The organism is Geomonas oryzisoli, assembly GCF_018986915.1.
Taxonomy (GTDB): Bacteria; Desulfobacterota; Desulfuromonadia; order Geobacterales; family Geobacteraceae; genus Geomonas; species Geomonas oryzisoli.
In genome coordinates this window covers 1,482,499-1,500,850 of the sequence record NZ_CP076723.1, presented here as the reverse complement: position 1 = coordinate 1,500,850, position 18,352 = coordinate 1,482,499, and the positions used below count along the sequence as shown (strand labels likewise).

16 protein-coding genes and 1 pseudogene are annotated in these 18,352 nt (G+C 60.4%); 10 read left to right on the top strand and 7 right to left on the bottom strand.

The window, feature by feature from the left end; all coding sequences use genetic code 11:
• Positions 1 to 200: 200 nt before the first annotated feature.
• From KP004_RS06580 to KP004_RS06565, 4 genes are all read right to left on the bottom strand, one after another.
• Positions 201 to 494: a hypothetical protein gene (locus tag KP004_RS06580; RefSeq protein ID WP_216801557.1), complete on the bottom strand. Its 294-nt coding sequence runs from the start codon at positions 492 to 494 to the stop codon at positions 201 to 203.
• 14 nt (positions 495 to 508) lie between these two features.
• On the bottom strand, positions 509 to 970 hold the full coding sequence (locus KP004_RS06575; protein ID WP_216801556.1) for a DUF2889 domain-containing protein: 462 nt from the start codon (positions 968 to 970) through the stop codon (positions 509 to 511).
• A 232-nt stretch (positions 971 to 1,202) separates the two neighbouring features.
• Positions 1,203 to 2,372 carry a M24 family metallopeptidase gene (locus tag KP004_RS06570; RefSeq protein ID WP_216801555.1) on the bottom strand — a complete coding sequence of 390 codons (1,170 nt, stop codon included), beginning with the start codon at positions 2,370 to 2,372 and terminating at the stop codon, positions 1,203 to 1,205.
• A 26-nt stretch (positions 2,373 to 2,398) separates the two neighbouring features.
• Positions 2,399 to 3,988, bottom strand: a complete 1,590-nt coding sequence (locus KP004_RS06565; RefSeq protein ID WP_216801554.1) for a PAS domain-containing sensor histidine kinase — start codon at positions 3,986 to 3,988, stop codon at positions 2,399 to 2,401.
• A gap of 245 nt (positions 3,989 to 4,233) precedes the next feature.
• Here KP004_RS06565 and KP004_RS06560 point away from each other — a divergent pair, with 245 nt between their 5' ends.
• From KP004_RS06560 to KP004_RS06530, 8 genes and pseudogenes are all read left to right on the top strand, one after another.
• Complete coding sequence (locus KP004_RS06560; RefSeq protein ID WP_216801553.1) at positions 4,234 to 4,716, top strand: PaaI family thioesterase; 483 nt, start codon at positions 4,234 to 4,236, stop codon at positions 4,714 to 4,716.
• A 189-nt stretch (positions 4,717 to 4,905) separates the two neighbouring features.
• On the top strand, positions 4,906 to 5,205 hold the full coding sequence (locus KP004_RS06555; RefSeq protein WP_216798563.1) for a transposase: 300 nt from the start codon (positions 4,906 to 4,908) through the stop codon (positions 5,203 to 5,205).
• The gene (locus KP004_RS06550) at positions 5,190 to 6,056 is read left to right on the top strand and encodes an IS3 family transposase (RefSeq protein WP_216802408.1); all 867 of its coding nucleotides are present in this window, start codon (positions 5,190 to 5,192) and stop codon (positions 6,054 to 6,056) included. The genes KP004_RS06555 and KP004_RS06550 overlap by 16 nt, the downstream gene beginning before the upstream one ends.
• A gap of 320 nt (positions 6,057 to 6,376) precedes the next feature.
• Positions 6,377 to 7,108, top strand: a pseudogene (locus tag KP004_RS21560) (cache domain-containing protein); the annotation flags it as partial.
• Positions 7,109 to 7,150: 42 nt separating this feature from the next.
• Positions 7,151 to 9,670: a methyl-accepting chemotaxis protein gene (locus KP004_RS06545; protein ID WP_437178146.1), complete on the top strand. Its 2,520-nt coding sequence runs from the start codon at positions 7,151 to 7,153 to the stop codon at positions 9,668 to 9,670.
• A gap of 181 nt (positions 9,671 to 9,851) precedes the next feature.
• Entirely contained in the window at positions 9,852 to 10,169 is a 318-nt protein-coding gene (locus KP004_RS06540; RefSeq protein WP_216801551.1) for a hypothetical protein, read from the top strand.
• A gap of 148 nt (positions 10,170 to 10,317) precedes the next feature.
• Positions 10,318 to 10,794: an SH3 domain-containing protein gene (locus tag KP004_RS06535; RefSeq protein ID WP_216801550.1), complete on the top strand. Its 477-nt coding sequence runs from the start codon at positions 10,318 to 10,320 to the stop codon at positions 10,792 to 10,794.
• 151 nt (positions 10,795 to 10,945) lie between these two features.
• A complete protein-coding gene (locus KP004_RS06530) occupies positions 10,946 to 12,580 on the top strand; it encodes a methyl-accepting chemotaxis protein (RefSeq protein WP_216801549.1) in 1,635 nt (544 codons plus the stop codon).
• 12 nt (positions 12,581 to 12,592) lie between these two features.
• Here the strand turns inward: KP004_RS06530 and KP004_RS06525 are convergent, their stop codons facing one another.
• Positions 12,593 to 13,036: a YbaN family protein gene (locus tag KP004_RS06525; protein WP_216801548.1), complete on the bottom strand. Its 444-nt coding sequence runs from the start codon at positions 13,034 to 13,036 to the stop codon at positions 12,593 to 12,595.
• Between the two features lie 222 nt (positions 13,037 to 13,258).
• On the opposite strand from KP004_RS06525, the gene KP004_RS06520 reads away from it, so the two are divergent.
• Positions 13,259 to 13,669, top strand: coding sequence for an SseB family protein (locus KP004_RS06520; protein WP_216801547.1), 411 nt, complete (start codon positions 13,259 to 13,261; stop codon positions 13,667 to 13,669).
• Between the two features lie 135 nt (positions 13,670 to 13,804).
• Here the strand turns inward: KP004_RS06520 and KP004_RS06515 are convergent, their stop codons facing one another.
• A complete protein-coding gene (locus tag KP004_RS06515; RefSeq protein WP_216801546.1) occupies positions 13,805 to 15,532 on the bottom strand; it encodes an SPOR domain-containing protein in 1,728 nt (575 codons plus the stop codon).
• Between the two features lie 328 nt (positions 15,533 to 15,860).
• On the opposite strand from KP004_RS06515, the gene KP004_RS06510 reads away from it, so the two are divergent.
• Positions 15,861 to 16,541, top strand: a complete 681-nt coding sequence (locus KP004_RS06510; RefSeq protein ID WP_216801545.1) for a YkgJ family cysteine cluster protein — start codon at positions 15,861 to 15,863, stop codon at positions 16,539 to 16,541.
• A gap of 196 nt (positions 16,542 to 16,737) precedes the next feature.
• Here KP004_RS06510 and KP004_RS06505 read toward each other — a convergent pair whose 3' ends face one another.
• Positions 16,738 to 18,132, bottom strand: coding sequence for a tetrathionate reductase family octaheme c-type cytochrome (locus KP004_RS06505; RefSeq protein ID WP_216801544.1), 1,395 nt, complete (start codon positions 18,130 to 18,132; stop codon positions 16,738 to 16,740).
• Positions 18,133 to 18,352: the final 220 nt, after the last annotated feature.

The window sequence follows — 18,352 nt, the reverse complement described above, 5'->3', positions numbered from 1 at the left end:
CGTTAAAAAACTTTCACATTATACAGGAGGGGTAAACCATTTCAAGGCGGCGGAAATCCTTAGGGGAAGGTTCACGTGGGAGGGGACTGGCTCCGTCAGGTGCCTGTCCCCCTGGTGTTTGGGAAGCCGGCTGAGCCGAGAGAAGCGTTCCGCAAGAGGGACAGGCACCTCACGGAGCCAGTCCCTTCTGCCGCGCCCTCTCAGGTGGTGAGGTAGTAGGTGATCTCGTTATGCCCGACCAGGAGTTCCAGCCCTGCCAGGGCAGGAGGCGCACAGGGGGTGGCGCCGCACTCCTCGATCAGGCGCCGGGCGTGCACGCTGCATTCGGGGGTGAAATAAAGGTCGACGCCCCCCTCGTGCGCATCTTTACGGAACAAGGCCATGGTACGGGGACCGCCGGCCGAGCGGAAGAGCGCGGTGAAGTCGTCCCGGATGGCGGTGACCCTGCCGGCGGAAATGTCGCCGGTATTCAGGAGAAGGTGGTGCCATTGCATGTCCATAGGTTCCCTCAACGCTGCTTGTTTTTAACCGGCGGAACGACATAGCCGGCGCAGGTGCCGACCAGTTTCTCGTGGATCGCGTCCAGCATCTCGGCCTCGTCGGTGAACCCGGCGGCGGCACCCAGGTTCAGGGCCAGCGGCAGCAGTCCCAGGAGCAGGTTGCGCATGTTGCCGCACCCGGTGGAGCCGCCTAGGACCTCGGCGACCTTGCGCTGCAGCCCCCGCCCGATGACGAAGCCGTGCAGCCCCGCCATCTTTGCGGAGACGTTGCGGCAATCGGGGGTGGGCGATTTGCGGAAATCGGCCTCGGCCGAGATGATCTTCATGGTGGCGACCTCGACCCGCACCTCCAGGAGCACGTCGTGGAAACGATCCTTCATGGTCGCGGTGAGCAGTGCCGTGCCGTCGGACTGCTTCAACAGGCGGTACGAGATGTCTCTTTGGAAATCTTCCATGGTGTTCAGTTGCATCGACACTACCTTTCGCGCTGGATATCCGTCCCTGGAGCCGCCGGGCGGCCGGTCCGTCGGGGGAGTTTGGCCGGTTGGGCGGAATATGTCAAGCGAAAGTCGGGGGAGGAGGCGACGCCGTATCCGCCACCGGCGCATCGTCCACGGAGCGGAACAACACCTTTATGGAAAAGGAAAAGAAAAAGGGCAGCCTCGTGAGAGCTGCCCTGGGTAAGAAAGGACCTGCCTAAGTTCACAGATAGACGATGTCGTCCGGGAGGTCGCTCAACCTGACGCCCCCCTCGTCGCTCACGGCAAAGGTGTTCTCAATGCCGATGACACCCTGGCCCGGAAAGACGAACTTCGGCTCTATGGCCAGGGTCTGCCCGGCCTGTAGCGCCACCTTGAACCCCTGTGCCAGCACCGGGAACTCGTCCAACTCCAGCCCCACGCCGTGGCCGACGAACTTGGCGTTCTCGCCGGGCGCCCCCATGAAATGCTCGGCAAGCCCGGCCTGCTGCGCCATCTCGGCGGCTTTCAGGAACAGCTCCTCGCAGATCGCCCCGGGTTTCAGCTGCTCTGCCAGGTACCCCTGGATGGCGAGCGCGGTCCGGAAGGCGTGCTCGAGCTCCGGCGCCAGCGTGCCGATCACGAAGAACCTGGTCATGTCGATGATGTAGCCGTTAAAGACGCCGGTATAGTCGATGAGGATCGGGGCGTTGACCGGGATGAGGGCGGCGGAGGCTCCGTGAGGCGATGCGCTGGACATCCCCTCCCCGGTCACCGCACCGTCGAAGAAGCCGGTGGCGCCGGCAGTCGCGGAGGAAACCGCCAGCCCCTGGAACAGCTCCTGGTTGAAGGCGCGCATACGCACGTACCCTTCTCCCCCCGCCTTTCTCAGCCGGTACTCGAATTCCGCGGCGAGATCCACCTCCCGCATCCCGGGCTTCAAAAACTCGGGGACCTGACGGAACACGCCGGAGAGCTGTTTGCCGCAGTAACGGATCTGCTCCAGCTCCCACGGTGACTTCACCGACCTGATCTCGCGGTTGATGGCGGAGACATCGACGAAATCGCGGCCGGGAAGGAGCTTTTGGTAGTAGTTGAACTGCTGTACCGGAGCCACATCGAAGGTGAAGCCTATGCTGCGCACCCCCTCCTCGAACTGCGCCGGGAATTCCTTACTGGAGGGGAAGGGACGGGTGTCCTCGATGCAGCTTTCCTGCTGCCCCCGCGCCAGGCTCTTGCGCACCCACAGGCGCGGCTCTCCCGCGGCAGGGACCCAGAGGGTCGAGTTCTGCCGGGTGCCTGAAAAATAGTAGACGTCGATCGGGTGGATGAACAGGGCGCCGTCGATGCCATTTGCGCGCAGCGCCTCTTGCAGCCGCGAGATCCTTTGTTGCGATTCCTGCCTGGTCAGCATCTCTCCTCCCTGGGGTTTGCCCGCAGCTAGCCGAGCGTGAAGTAAAAGGTGGCGCCCCTGTCGGGTTCGGCCTCGGCCCAGATGTGGCCGCCGTGGCGCTGGATGATGCGCTGGACGCTGGCCAAGCCGATGCCGGTTCCCTTGAAATCGTCTGAATCATGCAGGCGCTGGAACGGCGTGAAAAGGTTCGCGGCGCAGTTCATGTCGAACCCGGCACCGTTGTCGCGCACGAAGAAGGCTTCCTTTCCCTGGTGCGGCACCGCGCCGAACTCCAGTCGGGTCTCCTCCTTCTTGGCGGAGTACTTCCAGGCGTTGCCCAGCAGGTTATCCAGCACCACCCGCAGCAGTTGCGGGTCGGCATCGGCCTGCACCCCCGGCTGCACCACGCATTCGGCGCGGCGCTGCGGGTCGGTGAGCCTCAACTCGGCCAGGATCTCCTGGGCCAGTCCGCTCACGTCCACCCGCTCGCGGTTCAGGGGAACGCTGTAGCGGCGCGAGAAGTTGAGCAGGGTGTCGATGAGGTGGTTCATCTTGATACTGCCGTTGATGATTTCCTGCACGTAATCCCGGCAGGGGGGCTCGAGGTTCTGCCCGTAAAGCTCGAGGATCACCTGGGCGAAGCCATAGATGGCGGTGAGGGGACGCCGCAAGTCGTGGGAAACGGTGTAGTTGAAGGCCTCGAGCTCCTCGTTGGCGGTCTCGAGCTCGAGCGCCCGCGCGGAGAGATGGGTATGGAGCACCTCGATCTCCTCCGCGGCCTGCTTTTTGCGGGTGACGTCGGAGATCATGGCGAAGGAGCCTGCGAAGCAACCGCTCTCGTCGCGGATGGGCTTGGCGGAGACGCTGACCCAGACCCTGGTGCCGTCCTTGCGCACCAGGATGGTCTCGTAGTGTTCGGACACGCCGTTCTCGCGGCTGCGCTGTCGCTCGGCGGTCTCATCGTGCAGCGCCCCGTCCACGAACTCCAGGAAGGGGTGCCCCAGCACCTCTGACACCTCGCGCCCCAGCATATCCGCGAACTGCCGGTTCAGGTAGACGAGGCGGCCGGTGCAGTCGGCGGCGACGATGGATTCCTGGGAGGTTTCCACGATCATCCGGTAGCGCGCCTCGCTTTCCTTGAGGGCCTTCTCGGCCGCCTTCCACTCGGTGACGTCCATCATCACCGCCAGGGACCGGACGATGTTTCCCTCAACGTCCCGCTCGGCGGCGGCGCTCAACAGGACATCGATCACCTCGCCGTTTTTCTTTACCAACTGGTACTCGACGTTATGGCAATAGCCGGTGCGGAAGAACTCAGGCAGGACCGTCTCCACTGCGTAACGTCGGGACTCGGGGGTGAGGAAGTCGCTGGAGCGACGTCCGAGCACCTCCTCGCGGGTGTAGCCCAGCACCTCGATCCAGTAGTTGCTGACCCCGAGCAGCAGCCCGTTGCGGTCTATGGAATGCAGCATGACGGGCGTGTCGTTGTAGAGACAACGGAAGCAACGCACGCCCTGGGCCTGGTCCACCAGGGCCTCCTGGTGTTCCTTCAGGATCCGGCGCAGGGCTTCGTTTTCCGCCTGCAGCCTGGCCACCTCGGCCTGGAGATCGCCTCCGGTTGTCACTTCGTCTTTCATAACAACTCCGGCACTGGACGTAACGTTTGATGTGAATTTGTTTACGCTTTGTGGAGCTAGCTGTCAACTGATTTCCGTTTGCAAAATAAAGGGAATTGGTCAGTCAACTTGGTGATTCCAATGGCAACATTCCCGAGAACCAGCTATTTGTATACAAAAGGCACGACTGCTCTTTATTTCCGGGAAAAAGTCTGCTAAGGTAGGCCCTGCTTTACGTGCACGTAAACCTTGCAAGGAGAAAGACAGTGGTCAATTCACCCGTACTGAAAGCTTGTGAGCAGACTGAAATAGACCTGAGCGGTGCAGCGGACTGGGAGCCGTTCGACGCACCCGCCCTGGTGGGAGATTCGCTTCGTTTCGTCTCCGGCGACTCCCGGGGCGACCGGTTCCGGGCCCGCTACTACCGGGATGCGGAAAAGCATCTGCACGCCCGTTTCTGGCTCGGCCCCGAAGCGGAGGGTCCTCCGGGACACGCCCACGGCGGTGCGGTGGCGGCCATCATGGACGAGGCGCTGGGGCTTGCCGCCTGGGCGGCCGGTTACCCCATCGTGGTGGGCAACCTGAACGTGAGTTTCCGCAACATGCTGCCGCTCAAAAAGGTGGTGACCGTGGAAAGCAGGGTCGTCTCAGTCGAAGGAAGGAAGATCATGGTTCACGGCCGCATCTTCCGCGGCGACAAAACCTTCGCCGAGGCCCAGTGCCTGTGCATCACCATCCCGGGGCGTTAATACCGATGCAGGTTTCCGCGGCGGCGTAGCCGCCGCGGCTCTCCTCTCCTCTCCTCTCCCCTCCTCTTGCCTGCGCTCCTGCCCTCTTCTGCCCTCTTCTGCCCTCTTCTGCCCTCTTCTGCCCTCTTCTTGAGCTATCTTCACTTTTGAGGACACACCATATATCCTAACGAGCTAGGAGGGTGTGTCATGAGATCGAATCGCAAGTACGATTCAGAGTTTAAACGAGAAGCGATCAAGTTAGTCATTGATGAAGGCCGTACCATCCGTGAGGTAGAGAGCAGCCTAGGGATCACCCATGGGGTTCTCAAAGGGTGGGTCCAGAAACATCGGGACCAACAAGATCCTGTAAAAGTTAAGCATGCATCAGTTGAAGCCGAACTGAAGCACCTGCGTAAAGAGAACGAGAGGCTACTGCGCGAGCGTGAAATCCTAAAAAAAGCAGTGGCCATCTTCTCGACGGATCCGAATCGATATTCGGGTTCATAACCGAGCACCGCTCCGAATTCGGAGTTCAGGAGATGTGCCGAGTTCTTGGAGTGACTCGGAGTTGGTACTACGCCCATGCAGCCGGCCGGGTAACCAAGCGGCAGCGTGAAGACCAGGCACTGCTACCAGCTATCAAAAAAGCCTTTCACGACAGCGACAAGACGTACGGTGCAGTACGAGTAGTCAAAGAGCTGCAAAAGCAACAAAAGTACGTCGGAAAGAACCGCGTCTGGCGCCTGATGCGTGAAAATGATCTGCGAGTGAAGACTAAGCGGCGATTCAAAGTCACCACGAACTCGGATCACAAACGTCCTGTCGCGCCAAACCTTTTACAGCGGAATTTCTCTGCTCCAGCCCCTAATCAGGTTTGGACTGGTGACATCACGTACATCGAGACTGCCCAGGGCTGGTTGTACCTGGCAGTCGTGCTGGATCTCTTCTCCCGCCGGATCGTTGGCTGGAGCATGAGCGACCGAATGACAGACGACCTGGTTGTAACGGCTTTTGCCAATGCAGCGGTGAAGCGTCGGCCAGGAGCTGGCTTCATCTTCCACAGCGATCGCGGTTCGCAGTACTGCAGTAAGCGCTTCGGTACCACGATCAGCAAAGCTGGCGGCGTACAAAGCATGAGCGGCACCGGATGCTGCTACGACAACGCTGTGACGGAGACATTCTTCTCGACACTGAAGAGAGAATTGGTTTACCACTGCTCCTTCAAAACCCGGCAGGAGGCGCAAAGCCGGATCTTTTGCTACATCGAAGGTTTTTACAATCGCAAGAGGCTACACTCTGCCATCGGCTATTGCTCCCCAGAAGAGTTCGAGCAGCAGGAGTTGAAGATGGCAGCATAAGGGTTTCTAACGTGTCCTCTATTGCGAAGATAGGCCATCTGCCCTCTTCTGCCCTCTTCTGCCCTCTTCTGCCCTCTTCTGCCCTCTTCTGCCCTCTTCTGCCCTCTCGTGCACGGTCCGTCTCCCGCACCCGAGTCAGGCCGAGCCCGCACCGCCCCTGTACCCGCCCCTCTTTTTCGCAGATCCCGCGCTTCAAACTCCCATGCATTTCCCGCACAGGTTGCCGATAAATCACACTGACTACTTCACGGCCTCTCAATGGGCCTCATCTGAATCAGCAGTCTGACAATCACAGGCACAGGCTGTAAAGGGAGCATTGCATGAGCATCAAAAGGTTCAAAGACTGGAGCATCGCGGCAAAGGTACTGAGCATCTCGCTGGCAACCGTCGTCATCATCGCGGCGGTGAACTTCTTCTACCTGCTTCCCGCCCTGGAAAAGAAGATCCTCGCTGAAAGAGAGGAGACGCTGAAGGCGGTGGTCGACCTCCCGATCGAGTTGATCGCGGAGTACGACCAGAGGGTCCAGAAGGGGGAATTCTCACTGGACGAGGCGAAGAAGCGCGCCATGGAGCGGGTCAAGCACATGCGCTACGCGGATAACGAATACTTCTGGATCAACGACCTGAACGCGGTCATGCTCATGCACCCGATCAAGCCGGAGCTGGACGGCAAGGACCAGAGTGCGGCCAAGGATCCGAACGGGAAGCTCATCTTCACTGAAATGGCCAACGTCGCCAGGAGCAAGGGGAGCGGTGTGGTCGAGTACCGCTGGCCCAAACCCGGGTCCGCGGTTCCGGTGGAGAAGCTCTCCTATGTGAAGCTGTACAAGCCGTGGGGTTGGGTCATCGGCACCGGGCTTTACATGGACGACCTGCGCCAGGTGATCTCAGAGATGCGCTGGAAGATAGCAGCCCTGACCCTGGTGATCGCGATAGCGGTGTTGCTGCTTGGTTACCTGGTGGCCTCCCGGATCAGCAAAAACATCAACAAGCTGATCCGCGTGGCCGACGAACTGGCGCTTGGGAACGTGGACGTGGTCATCGAGAGCGACTCGCAGGATGAAGCCGGTAACCTCGCCCATGCGTTCGGGAAGATGGTCGACAATATCGCCGAGGCGGCCCGGGCGGCGCAGAAAGTGGCGGCAGGAGACCTGTCGGTTCAACTGCAACCGAAGTCCGACAAGGACGTGCTGGCCGCGAACCTCAACGTCACCATCGCCGCGATCCAGTCCATGGCCGCCGACGCCAACATGCTGGCCAAGGCCGCTACCCAAGGAAGGTTGACCGAGCGTGCCGATGCGTCCCGGCACCAGGGCGAGTACCGCAGGATCATCGAGGGGGTGAACGCCACCATCACGCGCCTGGTCGGGCTCCTGGACACCATGCCGGCGCCGGCCATGATCGTGGACCGCGACTTCACCGTCCTGTACATGAACGAAATCGGCGCCAAGGTCGGCGGCAAGACCCAGGCCCAGGTGGTGGGCACCAAATGCTTCGACCACTTCAAGACCAGCGACTGCGGGAGCACCAACTGCGCCTGCGGCAGAGCGATGCAGACCGGGGCGATCGCGAGTTCCGAGACGGATGCGCACCCGGCCGTGGGGCTCGATCTCGACATCGCCTACACCGGTCTCCCGATGCGTGACGAAACCGGTCGGGTCATCGGCGCCTTCGAGGTGGTCACCGACCAGACCGCGATCAAGCAGGCGGCGCGCCTGGCCAACAAGATCGCCGATTACCAGGAGCAGGAAACCAGAAAACTCGTGCACGGCCTGGACAAACTCGCCAAGGGGGAAGTGGATTTCGCCATCACCACCGCCGAAGGGGACGCCGATACCGGCGCAGCCAAGGAGATCTTCGATGCCCTGGCCGCCGCGGTGAATGGCTGTGTCGAGGTGATCAAGACCCTCAACGCCGATGCCGCCACCCTCGCCCAGGCGGCAACCGAGGGTAGGCTCACCGCGCGTGCCGACGCCCAGAAACACCAGGGGGCGTACCGCAACATCGTCCAGGGGGTCAACGATTCCCTGGCCACCATGGTCGGCTTCATGGACAACATGCCCGCCCCAGCCATGATCATCGACAACGACTTTACCGTTTTGTACATGAACCAGCTCGGGGCCAAGGTGGGAGGGAAAAGCCAGGCCCAGGTGATCGGCACCAAGTGTTACGACCACTTCAAGACCAGCGACTGCAAGACCGCCAACTGCGCCTGCGCCCAGGCCATCGGCACCGGCCTGGAAGCAACCCGGGAGACGGATGCCCACCCCTCGGCAGGGCTCGACCTCGACATCAGCTACACCGGCGTCCCGATCAAGGACAAGGACGGCAAGGTGATCGGCGCCTTCGAGGTCGTCACCGACCTGACCTCGGTGAAAGCGGCGGCGCGCCAGGCCAAGAAGATCGCGGACTACCAGGACCGCGAGACCAGGAAACTGGTGGAAGGACTGGGTAAACTCGCCCTTGGCGATGTCACCATCGCGCTGCGGACGGAACCGGCCGACAGCGACACTGCCGAGGTGAAGCACACCTTCGACACCATCGCCGAGGCGGTCAACAGCACGGCACAGGCCAACCGGAACATCGCCGAGGTCGCCAAGCAGATAGCGGCAGGGGACCTGACCCTGAAACTGGCCGAACGTTCACCGGAAGACCAGCTTTTGATCGCCCTGAAGGCGATGCTGGAAAAACTCAACGAGGTGGTGACCGATGTGAAGGGCGCAGCCGACAACGTAGCCTCGGGAAGCCAGGAACTCTCCTCCAGCTCCGAGCAGATGTCCCAGGGAGCCAGCGAACAGGCCGCCTCCGCGGAAGAGGTCTCATCGTCCATGGAGGAGATGACCTCCAACATCAGGCAGAACGCGGACAACGCGCTGCAGACCGAAAAGATAGCCGCCAAATCCGCCAAGGATGCCAAGGAGGGGGGCGACGCGGTCATGCACACCGTGGGCGCCATGAAGGAAATTGCCGGCAAGATCTCCATCATCGAGGAGATCGCGCGCCAGACCAACCTGCTGGCCTTGAACGCCGCCATCGAGGCGGCACGCGCCGGCGAGCACGGCAAGGGCTTCGCAGTGGTGGCAAGCGAGGTGAGAAAGCTCGCCGAACGGAGCCAGAAAGCCGCAGCGGAAATCTCGCAGCTCTCCTCCAGCAGCGTCGAGATCGCCGAACGAGCCGGCGAGATGCTGAACCGGATGGTTCCCGATATCCAGAAGACGGCGGAACTGGTCATGGAGATCTCGGCCGCCTGCCGCGAACAGGACACCGGCGCCGAGCAGATCAACAAGGCGATCCAGCAACTGGACCAGGTCATCCAGCAAAACGCCTCGGCCGCCGAGGAGATGTCCTCCACCGCCGAGGAACTCTCGAGCCAGGCGGAACAGTTGCAGGACTCCATCTCCTATTTCAAGGTCGAATCCGCTGAGCGCGGGGTCAAGCGACTCCCTCCGGCGCACCCCGTCCAGGAGGTTCAGCCGAAGATCAATCACGCTCAGCGCAAGAAAAACCTGACTCAGTCGGCCGCGCTGGTGCAGCCCGTACGGAAGCAACAGGCAGCGGCAGGCGGACTGGCCCTGGAGATGCACCAGGACGACTCCGACTTCGAGAAGTTCTGATGACACAGGCGATACCGCCGACGTAGATTTCACTCGGCGAAGAGAAGGCAAAAGGCAGCACCCGCTCGGTGCTGCCTTTTTTTGAAACTTTTCACTTCAGTGTGCATGCACCACCGCCGATAACAGAGACTGTTGCCCGAAATCTATAAGGAAGGCCATCGCCGCCGGCCAGTCACCATTCATGGAAAAGACACCCTTCGTAGTGCTGCTGTTTCTCGCCATAACTGCCCTTTTCGCGTTGAACCCCGGCATCCGCACGGCGACCAAGGAAGGCCGCTGCGAGATATCCAGCTACCAGTACTCACAGCTTCACGCCGCGATGGAACGGTACCCGGAGATCACCGACCAGGCGCTCAACGTACTGACAGGGGAGCGGGTCAATCTGTGTCAGTACAACAAGATCATGCAAGCAGTCGATCTGATCAAGCTCAAGGACGCTCGGCGCATGACCGCTCACAATAGCAGGGCCCTGTCACTCCGAACAATCGCCAAAAATTGAAACGTTTTTATTGATTGTTTCTAATTGCCTGGGTATTATTTCTACTCTGAATTCCAGAGCAGGACTCCGAGGGACTGCCTTCGCGTCGCCTCCCTCAAACGCATCAACCTCGACCGCCTGGTCGCATTACTCATACAAAGGAGACGCCATGAGCAAAAAGATCCGCAACATCATCCTCGCAACAGCGGCTGTAGCAGCATTCGCAGTTCCGGCCTTGGCCGAGAGCACCAACTGTACCGTAACCGCCCCCGAGATCCGTCTGCGCAAGACAGCCAGTAAGAAGGCGAAGGTGATCGCTGTCCTCAAGAAGGACGCCAAGGTGACAGCAGAGAGCTGCTCCGGCGGGTGGGTCAAGGTCGCCTCTGCTGACGGCAAGCTCAACGGCTACGTGGGCGGATGGGCGCTCTCTTCGGCCGCGCCGGTCATGGTTGCCTCGACCGAGCCGGTGCCCCTCCCCTCGAGCGCCGCACCGGCGGCTGAGGCTGCCAAGGAAATTCCCAGCAACGAAAAGCTCGCCATGCAGATTACCGACCTGCGCCTCAAGGTGCTCAACGTCGAGCGCGACGTGGCCCTTATGCGCAAGGACATCAAGAAGATCAAGGTGGCGATGAAGCACAAGAAATAACTCTCACGGGGGACCGGAAACGGTCCCCCTTTCCTCCTACGTCCCTCCCCTTGCCCCGCCTCCTCCTGGTCCCGCTGCAGCGCTCCTAAAGATTGTCGTCCGGTCACCGATAAGGTGGAGACGCACATACACGGCACCACAGGAGCAAACGATGAAAGGCTTCAAAACGGCAAAGTTGTCCACCAAGTTCTTCGGGGCCATGCTGATCCTCAACCTCTTCACCACGACGGCATTCACGCTCCACACCTATTACAGCGAGAAGAAAGAGATCCTGGGAGACATCGACCGCGAGCTGCGCACCTGCGTCGAGGGTGCGCGTCTTGCCACCGACCCCTATCACGCCAGGATGGCTTCCGCTCCCCCGACCCAGGCTGAATTCGATGCCCTGAGCGACCGTCTCACCGCCTGGGCCAACGCGTCGGGGTTCAACTACATCTATACGATGGTTAAAAAGGACGGAAAGATCGTCTTCTCTTCTTCCAGCTACACCAAGGAGGAAAAGCAGACCGGCAAGCAGAGCAAGCTCCTCGATCCGTACGAGGACGCAAGTCAAGGGCTCAAGGACGCCTTCCTGGACGGCAAGCTGCACTACGACCAGTACTCCGACAAGTGGGGAACCTTCCGGTCCATCTTCATGCCCGCACATTCGGCGGACGGCACCCTGTACGTGATCGGCGCGGACATCTCCATGAGCCATATCGACGGGGTGTTGCGCGGCCTGCTGATGAACTGCCTGCTGATCGCGCTCCTGGTGTTCGCGGTGGGAGGAGGGGTGATGCTGGTCATAGTGAAGTCGGTACAGCGCACCATCGGCCAACTGGCGCACGGGGTGAACCTCATCGCGCAGGGTGAACTGACGACCCGGATCGACCACGAGGGGAGCGACGAACTGGGGCTGCTGGCCTCGGATATGAACAGGATGGCGCAACACCTGAAGGATGTGGTGGTACAGGTAAGAAGTTCCGCCGAGGAAGTCTCCCAGGCATCGGGTCGCTTCAACGAAACGGCGCTGCAGATGGCGGCCGGTGCGGACCAGGTTTCAGGGCAGGTTGGATCGGTGGCCGCAGCCGGCGAGGAGATGGCTGCCACCTCGTCCGAAATCGCCCTCAACTGCGCCGGTGCCGCTGACCTGGCCCGCCGGGCCAATGCCACCGCGTCGACCGGCGCCGCTGTCGTCGACGGTGCCATCGATGCCATGCGCTCCATTTCCGAACGGGTCCGGGAATCGGCGCAGAGCGTAGGAGGGTTGGGTACCCGCTCCGAGCAGATCGGCGCCATTCTCGGCACCATCGAGGACATCGCCGACCAGACCAATCTCCTGGCATTGAACGCTGCCATCGAGGCCGCCCGGGCCGGCGAGCAGGGGCGGGGCTTTGCGGTGGTGGCCGACGAGGTGCGTGCCTTGGCCGAACGCACCACCCGGGCTACCAAAGAGATCGACGGCATGATCAAGCTGATTCAGCAGGAAACCCGTTGCGCCGTGGATGCCATGGAGGCCGGGGTGGAGGAGGTGGAGAAGGGAACCGTCGAGGCGGGGAAATCGCAGCAGGCCCTGCGCGAGATCATGGAGTGCATCGCAGAGGTGACCATGCAGATCAACCAGGTGGCCACCGCAGCGGAACAGCAGACGGCGACGACCCGCGAGATCTCCGGCAACATGCAGCAGATTACGTTCGTGGTGCAGCAGACGACCCAAGCCGCCCACGACTCGGCAGATGCGGCGACTTTACTGAGCCAGAATGCGGTACAGCTCCAGGCCCGGGTACGTCAGTTCAGGATCGACTGATCGCCTGCGGGATCAAGGCTTCCCCTTCCCCGACTCGGGATCCTGTGTCGGTCGTGGCGCGATCGGCAGCACCAGGAGGTAAAGGGTTACGCAGGCGGCGATGGAAAGGAGCAGGATCCGCAGCCACACCGTTTGCACGAAGACGAACGCGGTCACGGGGAAGGAGATCCATATGGCGCCGATAGCAACGCACTTGGCGCGGAGCGGAACGGAACCATGGACCAAGTACTCCTTCAATATCGGGCCTAGATGTCTGTGCTCGATCAGCCAGGCATGAAAGCGCGCCGAGCTGCGCGAAAAGCAGATCACGGCGACGAGGAGGAAGGGGACCGTCGGAACCAGGGGAAGAAAAAGTCCAACACCCCCGACGGCAAGGGATAAGACCCCTGTCCCGATGAGCAGGTAGCGCAGCCATTCGCTTTTTACCAGCTTGACCTTCAGGTGCCGATGCTGCATTGGTATCCTCTGGGACGTGTGGGGAATCGTGAGACGCCTTGGTTAATTGTAAGCGAGGCGGCCCGCTTTTAATATGAGAATTGTGAAGCAGGGCAAACGCCCCGACAAGCTGCAGGGCTGAGACATCGCTTTATCTTTATCCTTGAAATGATCCACCCCCTTCGGTATGGTGCCGGTGGAGGCCACTGCTTGCCGCCTATACCAATCCCAAAGGATACCCAGATGGAAAAACTTGACGAGGCACTGGCAAACCTGCGCCAGAACATGAGTGACGGTAAGAAGCAGTGCGAGTTCTACGACCTTTTTCTCAACTCTTCGTTTTTTGTACCCATTGTCGAGGAAAGCGAGCAGCAGGAAGAGTCGGGGGGCGTCGTGCCGCTGATAACCGAGGCCGACGGCAAAGACTATCTGATGCTTTTCAGCACGCTGGAGCGCCTGCAGGCCTGGGAGGCCACGGCCAGCTACGTAGAGGTTCCGGGTTACCTGCTCGCGCTCAGCACCGTGGCGCCCCTCAACTGGGCGCTCAACATAGGGACCGAGTACTCGAAGCAGTTCCACCCGGAAGAGATCGCCTGGCTCAGGGAGTCCGTCGAGCGCTGCAACGCGGAGGCTGCGGGGGGCCAGCAGGCTTGATGACCTTGCCGGGCGGGGTCTCCGTCCGTTACAGTAGATAACTACGCAAAGGCCGCCAAACGCTGCCTTTTGCCAACAAGAAAGGGGCAGCCTCAGCGGCTGCCCCTTTTCTTTCTGCCTCTTCTTTATCCCATCCTATTTCGGACGTTGCACCACGGACGGTTTCACGCCCAGCTTCTCCAGTTCAGCCCCCTTCCGGGCTGCTTCTTCCTCGCTTTTGAAAGAGCCGGCAGTCAGGCTGAAGGTGGGAACCTCGACGGCGGTCGGCCTGAGTTCGGTGGTGATGCCGAAGCCGGCCAGCCGGAGTTGCTCGTCGACGGCACCGACCTTATCGAAGTAAGACCCCGCATACACGTTGAACTTGCCGCTCTTGTCCTGGAGCATGAAGTTTTCGGATTTCGCCTTGCGCAGCTTCTGTACCATCTTCTCGGCGGCTTTCTGTTCGGCATATTCGCCGACATGGATCCGGCTCATCTGCTCTTTCTTTTTGGGACCAGGCTCCACTACCGGCTTCAACCCGGCACTCCTAATCTTTTTCTTGATGTCGGCCATGCCGGATTTCAGCACAAAGCTTCCAAAGTCGAGGGTGTAGGGTCCCCCAGCAGAAGCCGCCTTTACCGGCGCCACCTGCGCTTCGGACGGCGTCGAAACTGCGGGCGGAGCAGGTGCATGTTGCGGGGTCGCGGCCGTATTCTCTGCCGGTTTTGTTTCTGTCGGTTTCTTGTCTGCAGGTTTCTTTGCGACCGTTTTCTTGGTAACGGCCTTCTTGGCTGCTGCTTTGTCTGCGACTGCCTTCTCGGCGGCAGCTTTGTCGGCCGCAGCCTTCCTGGCAGCGGCTTTCTCGGCCGCAGCTTTGTCTGCAGCGGCCTTCTCAGCTGCGGCTTTTTCTGCAGCCGCTTTCTCAGCGGCCGCTTTTGCCACTGCGGCTTTCTCAACAGCGGCCTTTATCACAGCTGTTCTCTCTGCTACGGCTTCTTCGATGGTAGTGGGTCTCGGCTTGACGCTTGTCGCCTTTTCAGCAGGAGCCTCAGTAGCAGCCTGTTCAGCAGCCACTTTCTGAGCCGCCACCCTGTCGGCGGCCAACTTCTCAGCCATCGCTTTCTCAGCCATCGCTTTCTCAGCCATCGCTTTCTCAGCCATCGCTTTCTCAGCCATCGCTTTCTCAGCGGCAGCCTTCTCAGCGGCAGCCTTCTCAGCAGCGGCCTTCTCAGCAGCGGCCTTCTCAGCGATAGCTTTGTCGGCATCGGCTTTCTCAGCGGCGACCTTCTCAGCAGCAGCTTTGTCAGCAGCAGCTTTGTCAGCAGCAGCTTTGTCAGCAGCAGCTTTGTCGGCGGCAGCTTTGTCGGCGGCAGCTTTGTCGGCGGCAGCTTTGTCGGCGGCAGCTTTGTCAGCGGCAGCTTTGTCAGCGGCAGCTTTGTCGGCAGCAGCTTTGTCGTCGGCAGCTTTGTCGGTAGCAGCTTTGTCAGCGGCAGCTTTGTCAGCGGCAGCTTTGTCAGCGGCAGCTTTGTCGGCAGCAGCTTTGTCGTCGGCAGCCTTCTCGGCAGGAGCCGCAGCGGCCTTCTCAGCAACGGCAGCCGGAACGGGTTGCGGCTCAAGAAGTTGCGGCGGCTGGCTCTGGTCCTGCACCAGCTTAAGCAGGTTCGGCTCCAGTTTGTCCGACGCCTTCGGGAAGTCCTTCAGCAGGGTCTTAAGGGTCCGAACCGCCTTCTCATCCCTCGATGTCGCCGCATAGCACTTCGCAAGCATCAAAAGCACTTCCTCCCTCTGGGGAGTGCTCGGATACTTCTTAAGCATCCTCTCGAGCCAGGTGGAGGCGAAATAGTAACTGTTCTCCTGGTAGTGGCTCTTTGCCTGTGCAAACATAGCCCCTTCGTCAGAGTCTGCGAATGAGACGGAAGGAATAATCAGACTGGCCAGTACGACTGCCACTAACAGCACGCGCATGGTACTCATACAAAACCTCGCATGTTTCAATAGAGTCTACAGTCTTGGTGTCATTAAGACAGAAACTGGGACGGGTTCCAAAATTCTCGCAAGATTAGTGTACATGAAGGTCAATGTCAAAGAATAATTTAAGGAATCTGTGACAGAACAACAGTCAGGAGATCTCTGTGACTGCGGGCATCCTGATATCACTCATTGAGAAATCGTCCGCGTGACAGTCGGTGATATTCCAGTACAATGTTGCGTTATGAAAACCCTCGAATCATGGCACGAAGAAGAGTTCAAGTCCGAGATTACCTCCGGGGTGGTTGAGGCCTTAGGCGAAGGCGCCTACGCCGCAACCCTCGCGCGGGCGTTGGCGGACTGCGCGGGTGCCGCTGAAAGCTTTTGCGCCGAACGCCCCTTCGCCTGCGCCGCAGGGTGCCCGCACTGCTGCGTCCTAAACGTTGCCGTTTTGCTTCCGGAGGCGATGACCGTAGCGCTATGGCTGCGCGAAAAGCTTTCCGGTGAGGACCTGGCAGACCTGCAAAAACGCCTCGCCGCACACCGCTCCTGGGCGCGCTGGATGGACGACGAGGAGCGCATCCTCAAGCAGATGTCCTGCCCGCTGCTCGACGCTTACGGCGGTTGCAGCGTTCACGCCGTGCGTCCCCTCGCCTGCCGTGCCATCACCTCCCTGGACAGCCAGAGTTGCCGGGATGCCTTCATCCCGGTGGTGACGGACGAGGACCGGCTGGTGCCTGCCGACCTGTTCCGGAAGGTGGTGTACGACGCAGCCTTCACCGCCCTTGCCTCGGGGCTGCGCCAGGTCGGCCTGGATGACCGCAGCATTGAACTCGGTACGGGTGTGCTTGCCTTTTTGGAGCATCCTGAATTCGTGGAGCGGTTCCTTAGCGGGGACAGGCTGCCGCAAGCTCTGTGGCAGTAAGTTGATAAATGTGGGAAGGTGGGGAATGGACAAAGGCAAATCCCCCCTGCCCCCCCTTTGACAAGGGGAAACGTTAGTTCACCTGCAGTCCTTCGTGGACGACATCTCCTTTACTTAAAATCGTTACGATTTCAAAAAAGAAGGGACCAGCCGATGGCTGATCCCTTTTTGTGTTTCAAGCTGCGCCCCTGTCAGACTAGCCGCGGGGGTCCTTGGTGTAGCCAAGCCCTTTCCAGTCGATGCGCCCGTTCTCGCCGTGACAGTTTTGGCACCTCAAGGCTTTGTCTTTAGGAACCACCATATGGTTCAGCGACCAGACCGTGGTGGTCTCGACCCAACCATACTTGCCGCTGTAGGGAAGTCCCGCCTCCCTCATACCCGCGGTGATCGCCTTGCCCCAGTCGAACTTGACGGAATACGCGCTGTCGCTTTCGGCAGGGCCGATGATGTTGGGGACGGCAATGATGTTGTTTTCCAGGTCGTAGGGCTGCTTGGCATGCATCACCTTGAACGGGAAGATCCTCGAATCGGGGTCGCTACGGTCCCCGCGCGGCGCAGAAAGCCGCACCACCGTCGAGGGATCGATCTTGTCGCCCATGAAGACACGCTCAACGGTGCCGTTGTACCACATCAGGGTCGGGGTCAGATCCTTGCCCAGTACGAGGTCTCCCCGCGCCTTGTCGTAAATCCTGAGCGGATCGCCGCCGGTCTTTTGGTCCTTGCCCGCGGTGGACCAGTCCCAGGAAAGCACGGTGGGGCTTCCCTTGGCATAGGTCGGGATGTGGCAGGTCTGGCAGGCGACCCTTTTCATATGCTTATTGAGAATGGCGATCTTATGCAGATCACCCTTGTGGCAGTCGGTGCACCCCATGGCGCGCGGCCCGGAACCGGGAGAAACGGAGATGGCCTCCCCTTTGACGTCATGGTTGGCCGCCTTGTGGCAGGACTCGCAGGTGAGCCCCTTCGCTCCCATGTGCACGTCGAATTCGGGGGTCGGGTTGGCCAGGTTGGCATCGAGGTCGCCGTGTTTGTAGTTTTCCCCGCCGCCGCTGTAGAAGTGGCAGTTGCCGCAGGCGGCCCGCGTCGGCCGCGAAATGGAGCGCGCCGTGAGGACCAGGTCAACCGGTTCCCATACCTTGCCGGCAGGATATTCCTTGTGCTCGCCGGCGTAGACAGGGTGTCCCGCCCCGAGCGCGAATTTCTTATAGGTGCCACTGGTGTCGTGGCAGATCAGGCAGTCGATGTTCTCGGTCTTGGTGAAGTCGAAGGAGCTGTCCTCCCAGCCGTAGCCGGCATGACAACTGGTGCAGCCGGGGAGATTGGAGGGAACGGCAAGGCAGAAGGAGTTGCCCAGCGCGTTTTTTTTGCCGTAGTCCACGGTCTTGCCGTTCAGGCTCTGCTTTTTGCCCCAGTTCCAGTGCACGGTCTGGGTGATCTGCTTGGTCAGCTTCTCATGGCACCCGGAACACTCCCTGGTCACCTCCGGCCCGGTATGAAAGGGCTCGGTGATGAAGCGGTGGGTTCCCTTGAGGGCGGCATCCGATGTGGAAGCACAGGCCAAGGCGAGAAATAACAGCAGGTATTTCCTCATGTGTGAGACCTCGCGATCTGGATGTTTGGGCAGATGTTCCGCGCAAGAACAGGGGCGGCAGGGACAAGCCAGGCGGCCTCTCCCCTTTTTTACCGTCGAACACATTATATTTGATGATTGGTGTAGTCAATGACAAATTGCATTCAACAGTTATGAGACCGGGACCGAGCCGACTCCTCTCTTCCCTGAGTTGATCGCCCCGACATTGAGATGCCGGATG

Excerpts from the sequence above, each read along its gene's own strand:
- KP004_RS06580 (WP_216801557.1), bottom strand. The coding sequence starts at position 494 with ATGCAATGGCACCACCTTCTCCTGAATACCGGCGACATTTCCGCCGGC.
- KP004_RS06575 (WP_216801556.1), bottom strand. The coding sequence starts at position 970 with ATGCAACTGAACACCATGGAAGATTTCCAAAGAGACATCTCGTACCGC.
- KP004_RS06570 (WP_216801555.1), bottom strand. The coding sequence starts at position 2,372 with ATGCTGACCAGGCAGGAATCGCAACAAAGGATCTCGCGGCTGCAAGAG.
- KP004_RS06565 (WP_216801554.1), bottom strand. The coding sequence starts at position 3,988 with ATGAAAGACGAAGTGACAACCGGAGGCGATCTCCAGGCCGAGGTGGCC.
- KP004_RS06555 (WP_216798563.1), top strand. The coding sequence starts at position 4,906 with ATGAGATCGAATCGCAAGTACGATTCAGAGTTTAAACGAGAAGCGATC.
- KP004_RS06545 (WP_437178146.1), top strand. The coding sequence starts at position 7,151 with ATGGTCGACAATATCGCCGAGGCGGCCCGGGCGGCGCAGAAAGTGGCG.
- KP004_RS06540 (WP_216801551.1), top strand. The coding sequence starts at position 9,852 with ATGGAAAAGACACCCTTCGTAGTGCTGCTGTTTCTCGCCATAACTGCC.
- KP004_RS06535 (WP_216801550.1), top strand. The coding sequence starts at position 10,318 with ATGAGCAAAAAGATCCGCAACATCATCCTCGCAACAGCGGCTGTAGCA.
- KP004_RS06530 (WP_216801549.1), top strand. The coding sequence starts at position 10,946 with ATGAAAGGCTTCAAAACGGCAAAGTTGTCCACCAAGTTCTTCGGGGCC.
- KP004_RS06525 (WP_216801548.1), bottom strand. The coding sequence starts at position 13,036 with ATGCAGCATCGGCACCTGAAGGTCAAGCTGGTAAAAAGCGAATGGCTG.
- KP004_RS06520 (WP_216801547.1), top strand. The coding sequence starts at position 13,259 with ATGGAAAAACTTGACGAGGCACTGGCAAACCTGCGCCAGAACATGAGT.
- KP004_RS06515 (WP_216801546.1), bottom strand. The coding sequence starts at position 15,532 with ATGTTTGCACAGGCAAAGAGCCACTACCAGGAGAACAGTTACTATTTC.
- KP004_RS06510 (WP_216801545.1), top strand. The coding sequence starts at position 15,861 with ATGAAAACCCTCGAATCATGGCACGAAGAAGAGTTCAAGTCCGAGATT.
- KP004_RS06505 (WP_216801544.1), bottom strand. The coding sequence starts at position 18,132 with ATGAGGAAATACCTGCTGTTATTTCTCGCCTTGGCCTGTGCTTCCACA.